This window comes from Streptomyces sp. ME19-01-6 (assembly GCF_033793745.1).
GTDB lineage: Bacteria > Actinomycetota > Actinomycetes > Streptomycetales > Streptomycetaceae > Streptomyces.
This window is the reverse complement of the sequence record NZ_JARAXF010000002.1, coordinates 601,507-615,789: the sequence shown is the minus strand read 5'-3', so window position 1 is coordinate 615,789 and position 14,283 is coordinate 601,507. Positions and strand designations below refer to the sequence as shown.

At 73.1% G+C, this 14,283-nt stretch carries 1 protein-coding gene; it reads left to right on the top strand.

What is annotated here, in order from left to right:
* The first annotated feature begins 16 nt into the window (after nucleotides 1-16).
* A complete protein-coding gene (locus tag PV419_RS06155) occupies nucleotides 17-14,170 on the top strand; it encodes a non-ribosomal peptide synthetase (protein WP_319686636.1) in 14,154 nt (4,717 codons plus the stop codon).
* Nucleotides 14,171-14,283 lie beyond the last annotated feature (113 nt).

The following is a 14,283-nucleotide window of genomic DNA, read 5'->3' as shown; positions in this document are numbered from 1 at the left end:
TTGACCACGCACCACCTTGGGGACAGCGTTGCCTGACGAGCTGAAGCAAACACCGGACGACCGCTGGGCGTTGTCCCCAACACAGACAGGCATGTGGCGTGCCTGGGAGATCGACCCCGACCGCTCCGTCTTCCGCGGTGGGGAGTACCTCGAGATCCACGGTCCGGTGGATCCGGATCTCTTCGAAGCCGCGCTCCAGCAGGCCGTCCGGGAGGCGGACACCCTGCACGTCCGCTTCGGCGTGGACGACGGGGAACCGTGGCAGGCCATCGGCGCGGCGCCCACGTGGTCGATGGAGTTCGTGGACGTCAGCGGTGAATCCGAGCCGCGGGCGGCCGCGGAGAAGCTGATGCGACGCGAACTGTCGGTGGCCCTCGACCTGTTCAGGGACCCCCTCTTCGGCCATGTGCTCGTCCGAGTCGCCGACGACCGGTACTTCTGGTTCCACCACGCACACCACCTGGTGATGGACGGGGCGGCCGCGATCCTGATCGTCCACCGTGTGGCCGAGCTCTACACCGCACTCGTGGCGGGCCGGCCGTTCAGCGAGAGCCCGTTCGGCTCGGTGCGGGCCCTGTTCGACGAGGACGTCACCTACCGCGGGTCGACGCAGTACACCGAGGACGCGCGGTACTGGCGTGCGCGGTTCGCCGACAATCCCCGGCCCGCTGGGCTGTCCACCCGTACGGCCGCGGGACCTGCCCGGCCGCTGCGCCACATCGGGCATCTGTCGCCCCGTGCCGGCCGGGCGGTCCGCGCGGCGCTCGACAAAACCGGCGCGCGCTTGTCCCGCCTGGCCATCGCGGCGATGGCGGCGTATGTCCACCGGCTGACGGGCGCTCCGGACGTGATCCTGTCCATGGCGGTCACCGGCCGCACCACTCCCGCCGCCCGGGCGACACCGGCCATGCGGACCAACGTCCTTCCGCTGCGCCTGACCGTACGGCCTGGCATGAGGGCCGGTGAACTCCTCGCGCACACGGCGGACTCCGTCCGAGAACTGCTGGCACACCAGCGGTACTGGGGGGAGGAGGTCGGCCGGGAACTGGGCAGGCCGGTGGGGTTCGGACCCTCGGTCAACGTATGGCCGTTCAACTCCGGCCCGACTTTCGGCGGATTCCGGACGACCAGGCACAACATGTCCATCCGGCACGTCGAGGACCTGCTGCTGTCGGTGTACGACGGGTCCGACGGCAACCCTCTGCGTATCGACCTCGACGGCAACGCCGCCCAGTACGACCCCGAAGAGCTGCGCGGCCACCACAGCCACTTCCTCGTCTTCCTGGAAAACCTGGCGATATCGCTGGCCGGCGGCGACTCTCCCGTCGGGGGCATCGACCTCCTCGGGCCCGCCCGCCGCCACCAGGTCCTCGACCGGTGGAACGATTCCGCTCGGGACGTGCCCGCCGACCACCTCGCCGCCCTCTTCGAGGCCAGGGCACGGAAGACCCCGGACGCGATCGCCGTGCGCCACAGCACGTCCACGCTGACGTACGGTGAGCTGAACGAGCGCGCCAACCGCCTGGCACACCGCCTGATCGCCAGGGGCATCGGACCCGAGCAGGTGGTGGCGCTGGCACTGCACCGCTCCCCGGAACTGATCGTGGCGATGCTGGCCACCCTGAAGGCCGGGGCGGCCTATCTGCCGGTCGACCCGCAGTACCCGGCCCAGCGCGTCGCGTTCATCCTCGACGACGCACGGCCTGCCTGCCTGCTGACCACCGAGGAGATCCGGCCGGAACTCCCCGGCCACCGGATCCCCGAACTCCTCCTCGGCGCCACCGACGTCCCGGCCGACGGGGCCCATCACCCGACGACCGACCCCACCGACGCGGACCGGGCCCGCCCGCTCTCCCCCCAAAACCTCGCCTACGTCATCTACACCTCCGGGTCGACCGGCACGCCGAAGGCCGTCATGGTGACCCACGTGGGCGTGCCCAGCCTGGCGTCCCTGCGGCAGCAGCTCAGCATGGACAGCACATCCCAGGTGTTGCAGTTCCTCTCCCCGAGCTTCGACGGGATGTTCTGGGAGGTCTTCATCACGCTACTGGCCGGAGCCACCGTCTCGATGGCGCCGCCCGGTCGCGAACTGGCCGGCTCCCGGCTCGGGGAGCTGGTGCGTGAGCGGGGCATCACCCATGTCGCGCTGCCGCCCTCCATGCTCGCCGAACTGCCCGCGGGCTCGCTGCCCCCGGCCACCACACTCGTGGTGGCCGGTGAGGCATGCCCCCCTGAGCTCGTCCAGCGGTGGTCGTCGGACCGCCTGATGCTCAACTCGTACGGGCCCAGCGAGATGACCGTCTGCGCCACGCTCAGCGACCCCCTGCACGGCCGGATCACCCCGCCGATCGGCAAGCCCATCGCCAACGCCCGGGTGTACGTGCTCGACGCCGCCCTGCAGCCGGTGCCGCCGGGCGCCAGCGGAGAGCTGTACCTGGCAGGGCCCGGCACGGCGCGCGGCTACCTCGGCCGGCCCGGCATGACCGCCGACCGGTTCCTCGCCGACCCCTTCGGAGACCCCGGTGCGCGGATGTACCGCACGGGCGACCTGGCCCGGTGGCGACAGGACGGGCATCTCGAATTCGCCGGGCGCGCCGACCGACAGGTCAAACTGCGCGGGTTCCGGATCGAACTCGACGAGATCGAGACCGCGATCGCCCGGCTGGACACCATCGCGCAGGCAGCCGTCGCGGTGCGCACGGCCCCCTCCGGCCTGGAGCGGTTGGTGGCGTACGCGGTGCCCGCCCCCGGCGCGGTGGCCGAACCGGACGCGGTACGCCGCGCCGTCGCCGACGCCCTGCCGGCGTACATGGTGCCGTCCGAGGTCATGACGCTGGACGCCCTGCCGCGGACGCCCAATGGCAAGCTCGACCGCGACGCACTGCCCGCCCCGGAGCCGAAGCGCGCCCCCGCTTCCAGGACGCCCCGCAACCGCCGGGAGGAAGTGCTCTGCGGGCTGTTCGCCGACGTTCTCGGCGTGCCCGAAGCCGGCGTCGACGACGACTTCTTCGCCCTCGGCGGCCACTCGCTGCTCGCCGCCCGGCTGGTCACCGCCATCCGCGCCGAGCTGGGGGAGGAGGTGCGGGTCGCGACGGTGTTCGACATGCCGACCCCCGCCGCCCTGGCCGCGTGCCTGAGCGCCGACGGGCCGGCCCCGGCCCGGCTCGGTGCCCTGCCGCACGACGGACCGGTCCCGCTCTCCGCCGGGCAGCAACAGCTGTGGCTCCAGCACCGGCTGGAGGGGCCGAGCGCCACCTACAACACCCCCCTGGCCCTGAGGCTGTCGGGCGAGCTCGACACCGAAGCCCTCCGCGCCGCCCTGGCCGACGTGACGGGCCGCCACCAGACGCTGCGCACCGTCATCCGCGAGACCGACGGCACCCCTTACCAGCTCGTCCTGGACCCGGCCGCCGGACGCCCCGAACTGACCGTCGTGCACGCCGCGGGCCCGCAGGTGCCGACGCAGCTGGGCCAAGCCGTCCGATACCCCTTCGACCTGGCGGTCGAAGCCCCCCTACGTGCCACCCTGTTCGTGCTCGGCCCGACCGAGCACATCTTCCTGCTGCTGCCGCACCACATCGCCTGCGACGCGCTCTCGCTGCGCCCCCTGGCCAGGGACCTGGCCACGGCGTACGAGGCACGGCGCGGGGGCCGCGCCCCGGCGTGGCGGCCGCTGTCGGCCTCGTACACCGACTACACGCTCTGGCAACGAAACCGGCTGGGGAGCGGCCACGAACCCGACAGCCTTCTGGCCCGGAATCTCGCGTACTGGACCACCGTGCTCGCCGGCCTCCCCGACAGCATCGACCTGCCCATCGACCATCAACGGCCCGTGGTGGCCACCCATCGCGGCGCCACCGTGCCCGTACGGATCGACCCGTCGACCCACCAAGCGCTGTCGCGGCTGGCCAACGAGGCCAGGGTCAGCGTCTTCATGGTGGTGCAGGCCGCCCTCGCCGCTCTGCTCACCGCCATGGGCGCGGGCACCGACATTCCCATCGGAAGCCCCGTCGCGGGCCGCGACGAGCAGGCGCTCGACGATCTCGTCGGATACTTCGTCAACACAGTGGTGCTGCGGACCGACACCTCTGGGGACCCGACGTTCCGCGAACTGCTGGACCGGGTGCGCGCCACCGACCTCGCCGCGTACGACCACCAGGACGTGCCCTTCGAACGGGTGGTGGAAGCACTCGCGCCCAACCGCTCCCTGGCCCGGCAGTCCCTGTTCCAGGTCATGCTGGCCTTCCAGAGCGGAGTGGAGCGCGACTTCGCCCTGCCGGGTCTGGCCACCGCCGAAGAACCCGTGGACCTCAAGGCCGCCAAATTCGACCTGTCGCTGAATCTGAGCGAGTCGCGCACCGCCGACGGGGAGCCGCAGGGCATCGGCGGCGTGCTGAACTACAGCACGGACCTGTTCACCCCGCACACCGCCGAGTCGCTGGTGGTGCGTCTGGAGCGGGTCCTGGCCGCCGCGGCGGCCGACGCCGGACGGCGGCTGAGCGCGCTGGACGTGCTCCTTCCCGAGGAGCACGCCGCACTCTCGCGATGGGCCCCGGCCACCCCGGAGCCCACGGCGACGCTCGACGAGCTGTTCACCGAGCGGGTGCGTCGCGCCCCCGGCGCCACGGCGCTCCGCGCGGGCGAGGTGACGGTGACGTACGCGGAGCTGAACGCGCGGGCCAATCGGCTGGCCCGCTGGCTGATCGAGCGTGGCGCCGGCCCGGAGCGGTCCGTCGCGGTCAGCCTGCCGCGCTCGGCGGACCTCGTGGTCGCCGTCCTGGCCGTGGTCAAGACCGGCGCCGCGTACCTGCCGATCGACCCGGAGAACCCCGCCGAACGCACCGCGTACACGATCGCCGACGCCAAGCCGTGCTGGGTGCTCGACCGACTGCCCGACGACCTCGCGTCCCGGCCGGATCACGACGTGACCGACGCGGACCGCGTCGCGCCACTACTGCCCGCCCACCCCGCGTACATCATCTACACCTCCGGCTCCACCGGTCAGCCCAAGGGCGTGACGGTGCCGCACCGCAACGTCCTTCACCTCTTCGACGCCACCGCCGGGCGATTCGGGTTCGGGCCAGGCGACGTGTGGACGCTGTTCCACTCGTGTGCGTTCGACTTCTCGGTCTGGGAGCTGTGGGGAGCCCTGTTGCACGGCGGCCGACTGGTGGTCGTCCCGTTCGAGACCTCGCGGTCGCCCGAGGACTTCCTCGCGCTGGTGGCGGCCGAAGGGGTGACCGTGCTCAATCAGACCCCCTCGGCCTTCTACCAGTTCATCACGGCAGACACCGGGCACCCACAGCTCAGCGCCGCGCTGCGGCTGCGCCATGTGATCTTCGGTGGCGAGGCGCTCGACGTCGCCCGGCTGCGCCCGTGGTACGAGCGCCACGCGGACGACGCTCCGACGCTGGTCAACATGTACGGCATCACCGAGACCACCGTGCACGTCACCCACCTCGCCCTCGACCGGCGCGCGGCCGCCGCGGGCCAAGGCAGCCCCCTCGGTACGCCCCTTCCCCACCTGCGCGGCCACGTTCTCGACACACGGCTGCGTCCGGTCCCCTCCGGCGTGACCGGCGAGCTCTACGTGGCGGGCGCCGGCCTGGCACGCGGATACACCGGCCGGCCGGGCCTCACCGCCGGCCGGTTCGTGGCGGATCCCTTCGGCGCGCCGGGAGCGCGCATGTACCGCACGGGAGATCTGGTGCGCAGGCGCCCCGGCGGCGCTCTGGAATTCGTCGGCCGGGCCGACGACCAGGTGAAGGTGCGCGGCTTCAGGATCGAGCTGGGCGAGGTCGAGTCCGCGTTGGCCGGCCATCCCCGGGTCGCCCAGGCGGCCGTGACCGTACGGGAGGACCGGCCCGGGGGCCGGCGGTTGGTCGCCTACGCCGTGCCCGTGGCCGGGGACGCGGTGTCCCCCGACGAGTTGCGCGCCTTTCTCGGCCGGTGGCTCCCGGCCCACATGGTGCCCGCCGCGATCGTCGGCCTGGACGCGCTGCCGCTGACGGTGAACGGCAAGCTCGACCGACGGGCGCTGCCCGCACCCGAACCGCGGACCGCGGGGCACGGCCGAGCGCCGCGCACACCCCACGAGGCGCTGCTGTGCGGGCTCTTCGCGGAGGTCCTCGGCGTGCCCGAGGTCGGCGTCGAGGACGATTTCTTCCACCTGGGCGGACACTCGCTGCTGGCCACCCGGCTGGTCGGCCGGGTGCGCGCGGAGGTGGGCCGGGACCTGCCCCTGCACGCCCTCTTCGAGGCACCGACCGTCGTCCGGCTGGCCCGGTGGCTCGACGGGGCGCGGTCCGTGCGGCCCGCTCTCCTTCTCCGGGAGCTGCCCGCGCGGGTGCCGCTGTCGTACGCCCAGCGCGGACTGTGGTTCCTCAGCCGGCTGGACGGGCCGTCGGCGGCCTACACCGTGCCGCTCGTCCTGCGGCTGTCCGGAACCCTGGATGTGGCCGCGCTCGGTGCCGCCCTGCGCGATGTAGTACAGCGTCACGAGATCCTGCGCACCGTCTTCCGCGACGAGGACGGCGAGCCGTACCAGGAGACCTGCCCCGTCACCGCGATCGGACTGCCCGTCGTCGACGTCGCGGACGGCGAGCTCGCGGCCTCGCTCGACGCACATCTCCGGCAGAGCTTCGACCTCGCCACCGAACCACCGCTGCGCGCCCGGCTGTTCGCCCTTCCGGGCGGCGACCACGTGCTGGCGCTGGCGCTGCACCACATCGCCGCCGATGGCTGGTCGGTCGCGGTCCTCGGACGGGACCTGGCCACCGCGTACGCCGCGCGCGCCGGCGGCCGCGCGCCGTCCTGGCCGCCGCCGCCCGTCCGGTACGCCGACTACACCCTGTGGCAACAGGAACTGCTCGGCGACCCCGGCGACGCGGACAGCGAGATCGCCCGGCAGACCGCCTACTGGGACGAGGCCCTGGCCGGGGCCCCGGGGGTGCTGCGGCTGCCGACGGACCGGCCACGCCCGGCCGTGGCGAGCCATCGCGGGGCGTCGTTCACCTTCGACATCGACGCCGACGCGCACCGCGCGTTGACCGAGCTGGCGCGGGCCCGCCGGGTCACCCCCTTCATGGTCGTCCAGGCAGCGCTCGCCGCGCTGCTCACCCGGCTCGGCGCCGGAGGGGACATCCCGATCGGCAGCCCCGTCGCGGGACGCTCCGACGAGGCGTTGGACGATGTGGTGGGGTGCTTCGTCAACACGCTCGTGCTCCGTACGGACACCACGGGCGATCCGAGCTTCGCCGAGTTGCTGGACCGGGTGCGGGCGACCAGCCTCGCCGCCTACGCCCACCAGGACGTGCCGTTCGAGCACCTCGTCGAACGGCTCAACCCGACCCGGTCCCTCGCGGCCCACCCGCTGTTCCAGGTCATGCTGGCCTTCCAGAGCACTCCGCCCGGGCGCTTCGACCTCGCGGGGCTGACCACGCGGCAGCAGTACCTCGACACCGGCGTGGCCAAGTTCGACCTCTCCTTCGCGTTCCGCGAGCGCCACGAGGAGGGCCCCCAGGGCATCCGTGGCGCAGTGGAGTACGCGACCGACCTGTTCGACCGGGGGACCGTCGAGCGGCTCGTGGACCGGCTGTTGCGTTTCCTCAAGGCCGTGACCGCCGACCCGGCGAGGCCCATCGGCAGCGTCGAGGTGATGAGCGCGGCCGAGGCGCGGACGGTCCTGGAGGAGTGGAACGACACCGCGCGCGCGACGCCCGCACTCACCCTGCCCGAGCTGTTCTCCCGGCAGGCGGCGCGCACCCCCGACAGGACCGCGGTCGCCCACGGCGACCTGGCACTGTCCTACGCCCGGCTGGACGCCCGGGTGAATCGCCTGGCGCGCTTCCTGGCAGAGCGCGGTGCGGGGCCCGAGCGTTTCGTCGCGGTGCTGCTGCCCAGGTCGGCCGACCTGGTCATGGCCCTGCTGGCCGTCGCCCGCGCCGGTGCGGCCTTCGTGCCGATGGACCCCGACCAGCCCGCCGAGCGCATCGCGTTCACCGCCCGGGACGCCGGCGCCGTCTTCGGCATCACCACCACCCGGCTCGTCCGGGAAGGCGGCCTGCCCGGGGACATCCCCTGGATCGAGCTGGACGACGAGGACACCGTCGAGGCCGTTGCCGCGCACCCGGACACCGCGCCGCTCGCGGTGCCCGAGCCCCGCACATCCGCCTACGCCATCTACACATCAGGATCGACCGGCCGCCCCAAGGGCGTGGTCGTCGAACACCGCTCCCTCGCCGACTACCTCGCCTGGGCGGGCCACGCGTACCCCGGTGCCGGCGGCTCCGGTCTGCTGCACTCGCCGGTCTCCTTCGACCTCACCCTCACGGCGCTGTTCCTGCCGCTGACCGTCGGCGGCAGCGTCTGCGTGGCGGATCTGGACGATGCGGCCCCCCTCGGGCACCGGGTCACCTTCTGCAAGGTCACCCCCAGCCACCTTCCGCTGCTCGCCGCGCTGCCCGACGCCTACGCGCCCACGACGGACCTGGTCATCGGTGGCGAACAACTGCTGGGCGAGGCCCTGGAGGAGGTGCGGCGCCGCCATCCGGGCCTGACGGTGGTCAACGAGTACGGGCCCACCGAAGCCACCGTCGGCGCCGTGGCCCACACCGCCGGCCCGCGCGAGGAGCTCCCCGGCGGCCCCGTGCCCGTCGGCCGGCCCGCCTGGAACACCGAGGCCTACGTACTCGACGAGCGGCTGCGCCCGGTTCCGCCCGGCGTCGTCGGCGAGCTCTACCTCGCGGGCCTCGGCCTGGCGCGCGGCTACCGCGGCAGGCCAGGCGCGACCGCGGAACGGTTCGTCGCGAACCCCTTCGCCTCCCCGGCGAAGTCCACCGGCAGCGCGCGCATGTACCGCACCGGAGACCTGGCCCGTTGGCGGCCCGACGGCGAACTGGAGTACATCGGCCGTTCCGACCAGCAGATCAAGATCCGCGGCCACCGGGTGGAACTCGGCGAGATCGAAGCCCGGATCACCGCCCACCCCCAGGTCGACTCGGCCACGGTCACCACGCACGATCTCTCGCCGGGGGACCGGCGTCTGGTCGCGTACGTCGTGCCCGCCGCACCGGACGCCCTCGACCCGGCCGACCTGCGCGAAGCCCTCGGCCGAGATCTGCCCGCGTACATGCTGCCGACGGCCTTCGTCACCCTGGACGCGCTGCCGATCACCCCGAACGGCAAGGTGGACCGCCGGGCGCTGCCCGACCCGCGGTTCGCCCCGGCCGCTCCGTCGCGGGCGCCGCGCGACGCCCGCGACGGCACCTTGTGCGCGCTGTTCGCCGAGGTGCTGAGTGTCCCAGAGGTCGGCATCGACGACGACTTCTTCCAACTGGGCGGCCACTCGCTGCTGGCCACCCGGATGGTCAGCCGGATCCGTTCGGCCCTGGGCGTGGACCTGCCCATCCGCGCCCTCTTCGAGGCACCCACCGTGGCGCGGCTCACCCACCTGCTCGACGCCGGACACGGCAGGCCCGACGCCCATCCCGCCCTGGAACCGGCCGAGCGGCCGGAGGAGATACCGCTGTCCTACGCGCAGCGCCGACTGTGGTTCCTCAACCGCCTCGAAGACGGCGCCGCCACCTACAACATTCCGCTCGCCCTGCGGGTGACAGGCCCACTGGACCGCCACGCGCTGACCGCCGCGCTGTACGACGTGATCGACCGGCACGAATCCCTGCGCACCGTCTTCCCCGAACGCCTCGGGGTCCCGCGGCAGATGATCCTGGACGTGGAGTCGGCCTGGCAGGGGCTGGCGGAGGTCGTGTGCGGTGAGAGCGAACTGCCTCGTGCGCTGGCCGACGCCGCGCGCCACGCCTTCGATCTCACCGCCGAACCTCCGCTGCGCGCCAGTCTGTTCGTCCTCGGACCCGAGGACCACGTGTTGATGGTGCTGCTGCATCACATCGCGGGCGACGGCTGGTCGATGGCTCCCCTCACCAGGGACCTCGCCCACGCCTACGCGGCCCGCAGGTCCGGTGCCGCCCCCGAGTGGCAACCGCTCCCCGTGCAGTACGCGGACTACAGCCTCTGGCAGCGCCGGTTCCTCGGCGACGAGCAGGACCCCGCGAGCGCGCTCAGCAGCCAGCTCGACTTCTGGCTGCGCGCGCTCGACGGCCTTCCGGACCAGCTGCAGCTGCCCGCCGACCGGCCGCGCCCGGCGACCGCCGGCCTGCACGGCGGCACTGTTCCGCTGGAGCTGCCCGCCCGGCAGCACAGGGCGCTGCTGCGGGTGGCCCACGAACACCGGGCCAGCCTCTTCATGGTCGTCCAGGCCGCCCTGGCCGCGCTGCTGAGCAGGCTCGGCGCGGGCAGCGACATTCCCATCGGCAGCCCGATCGCGGGCCGCACCGACGTGGCGCTCGACGACGTCGTCGGTTATTTCAGCAACACCCTGGTGTTGCGCGCGGACACCAGCGGTGATCCGCGCATGAGCGATCTGATCGGGCGGGTACGCGAGGTGAACCTGGCCGCGCACGCCCACCAGGACCTCCCGTTCGAGCACCTCGTCGACGCCGTCAAACCCGCCCGCTCACTGGCCCGGCACCCGCTGTTCCAGGTGATGCTGATCTTCCAGAACACGCCGCCCGCCGACCCCGCGCTGGCGGGGCTGACCACCACGCGACAGCACGTGGACACCGGCGTCGCCAAGTTCGACCTGTCGTTCGGCATGGCCGAGCGGTACACCGCCGACGGCGCCCCCGACGGGCTGACGGGCGTGCTGGAGTACGCGGCGGACCTGTTCGACGAGGCGACCGCCAAGACCCTCGCGGCCCGGCTCGCGCGTGTCCTGGCCGCTGTGGCCGAAGACCCCGGGCAGACCGTCGGGCAACTGGAGCTGCTGGCCGCCGAGGAACGGGACACGCTTGTGCGGCGGTGGAACGACACCGCGGCCGAACCCCTCGAAGCCACGCTGCCCGCGCTCTTCGAGGCCCAGGTGGCCCGCACCCCGCACACGATCGCTGTCCGTGGCGACGACCTCGAACTCGACTTCGCCGAGCTCAACTCCCGTGCCAACCGGCTGGCGCGGCACCTGGTCGGCATGGGCGTCGGCACCGAGGACCTGGTCGCCCTCGCGCTGCCCCGCACGCCCGACCTCCTCGTCGCCGTCTGGGCCGTGCTGAAGGCGGGCGCCGGCTACGTGCCACTCGACCCCGCATACCCGGCTCAGCGCCTCGACATGATGGTGCGCGATGCGGCCCCGGTCTGCGCCATCACGGTCGCCGCCGCGTCCGCGCTGCCCGACGGACCGCAGCTGCTCGTCCTCGACGACGAGGCGACCGTACGGGCCCTCGGCGACCTGGCGGACGGCGATCTCACCGACGCTGACCGGGTGCGTCCCCTCGCCCCCGCCCACGCCGCCTACGCCATCTTCACGTCGGGTTCCACCGGCCGTCCCAAGGCCGTCGTGGTGCCCCAGCGCAACGTCGTGGACCTGGTGGCATGGGCCCACCGCGACATCGGCACCGCCACCCTGCGCACCACCGCCGCCACCACCTCGCTCAACTTCGACGTGTCCGTCTTCGAGGTCTTCGCGCCCCTGTTGTGCGGCGGCTGCGTGGAACTGGCCCGCGACGCACCCGCGCTGGCCGAGCGCGGCGGCTGGAGGGGGGGAACACTCAGCACCGTCCCCTCCGCCATGGCCGCCCTGCTGGCGGATCCGGACGTCCCCGCCGGCGGCGTACGCCCGCGCGCCCTGCTGTACGCCGGGGAAGCCCTGCCCGCCGCCCTCGTCCAGGACACCCGCGCCGCGCTCCCCGACTGCCGGATCCTCAACGTCTACGGGCCGACCGAGGCCACCGTCTACGCCCTGTTCGCCGATGCCGACCCGGGGGAGCGCACCGCCCCGCCCATCGGCCGGCCGCTGCGCAACACCCGGGCGTACGTGCTGGACGACGGCCTGCGCCCGATGCCCCCCGGGACCGTCGGCGAGCTCTACCTCGCGGGCGAGCCCCGGCTCGCCCGCGGTTACCACCGCCGGCCCGCGCTGACCGCCGAACGCTTCGTCGCGGACCCGTTCGGGCATCTGTTCGGTGCGCCCGGGTCGCGCATGTACCGTACCGGCGACCTCGCCCGCTGGCGTGCGGACGGGCGGATGGAGTTCGTGGGCCGCGCCGACGACCAGGCGAAGATCCGGGGCTTCAGGGTCGAACCCGGCGAGGCCGAAGCGGTCCTCGCCGACCACCCGGATATCGCGCGGGCCGTGGTCCTGGTGCGTGACGACGGCCCGACGGACCGGCAGCTCGTCGCGTATCTCGTGCCGATGCCCGGCCGTCAGGTGGACTGGCCGGAGATACGCCGGTTCGCCGCCCGGCGGCTGCCCGACTACCTGCTGCCCGCACGGGCCGTGGCGCTGGAGGCCCTGCCGCTGTCCGCGAACGGCAAGGTCGACCGGCGGGCCCTGCCCGCGCCGGACCCCGTGACCTCGGGCAGCCGCGGTGCCCGGACCGAGCACGAGAAGGTCCTGTGCGGCATCATCGCCGAGCTGCTGCGGCTGCCCGACGTGGCAGCCGACGCGAACTTCTTCGACATCGGCGGGGACAGCATCGTCTCCATCCAGCTGGTGAGCCGGGCCCGTGCGCAGGGCCTGCTGCTCACCCCGCGCGATGTCTTCGAGCGGCAGACCGTCGCCGAGCTCGCCCTCGTGGCGCGCACCGCGCCCTCGCACGCCGCGGAGCAACCCGCCGGAGGCGGTGTGGGAGCGGTGCCCCTGACACCGATCATGCACTGGCTGAGGGAACTCGGCGGCCCGGCGGACGGCTTCAACCAGTCGGTGCTGGTACAGGTGCCACTCACGGCATCCGACCGGCGGCCGGCCATGGCGCTCCAGGCGGTCCTCGACCACCACGACGCGCTGCGGATGCGGATGAGCCACACCACCGGTGCTCCCTGGCAGCTGGAGGTCCGGCCACCGGGCTCGGTACGGGCGGCGGAACAACTGCGCCAGGTCGATGTCACCGGCCTCGACGAACCCGGACTCGCCCGGCGGATCACGGCAGAGGGCGAGCTGGCACGGCTCCGGCTGTCGCCGTCGAAGGGCGTGATGACCCAGGCGGTCCTCTTCCACGCCGGACCCGACCGGCCGGCCCGACTGCTTCTCGTCGCGCACCATCTCGTCGTCGACGGCGTCTCCTGGCGCATTCTGCTGTCCGACCTGGCCACCGCCTGGGAACACCTGGCGAGTGGACGTACTCCCGAACTGCCGCCCGTCGGAACGCCGTTCAGGCGCTGGGCACACTCCCTGACCGAGTTCGCCGCCGAGCCCGCGCGGCTCGGCGAGCTCGCCCACTGGGAAGGGGTGCTGAGCCGGCCGGACGTACCGCTGGGCACCCGGCCGCTGGACGCTCGCCGGGACACCGCGGGCACCGCCCGCCGGCTGCGCGTGACGCTGCCGGTCCACCGGACCGAGCCGCTGCTCACCCGGGTGCCGGCGGTGGTGTACGGGAAGGTCAACGATGTGCTGCTCACCGGCCTCGCCCTGGCGGTGAGCACATGGCTGCGCCGACGCGGCCACCACGGCGCCGACACGGTCGTGGACCTGGAGAGCCATGGCAGACAGGAGATGGCCGGAAGCGATCTCGCACGCACGGTCGGCTGGTTCACCAGCATGTATCCGGTCCGCCTCGATCCGGGCGCCGTGGACCCCGCCGAGCTGCGCGACGGCGGCCCCGCCGTCGGCCGGGCGCTGAAGCGGATCAAGGAACAGCTGAGGCTGGTGCCGGACGACGGCATCGGCTACGGACTGCTGCGCCATCTGCACCCGGAGGGCCGCGCCCGGCTCGGCGCGCTGCCCCGGCCGCAGATGGGCTTCAACTATCTGGGACGCGTCGTGGCCGCCGCCGACGAGGACTGGTCGTTCGTCTCCACCGGTGGGCCGGTCGTGGCCGCGGCGGACCCCGAGCAGCCGCTGCCGCACCTGGTGGAACTCGCGGCGACCTGCCTGGACGGCTCGGACGGTCCCGAGCTCGCGGCCACCTGGACCTGGGCGCCCGGATGCCTGTCCGAACAGGACGTACGCGAGCTCGCCGACCTCTGGTTCGCCTCCCTCGACGCCCTGGTGGCGTATGCCGAGGGGCAGGTGACGGGCAGCCGTTCACCGTCCGATCTGCCACTGGTGTCGCTGAGCCAGAGCGAGATCGACGACCTCGAGGCGGAGTGGGGGCTGTGATGCCCCCACCCTCCGGGAGGCACCTGGCCGACGCCGGTCAGGCCCGTGGTGGACGCGTTCACCAGGACGGCCAGGTGCCGGGAAGGCAGATGACAGCGAAACGAAACCGAAAG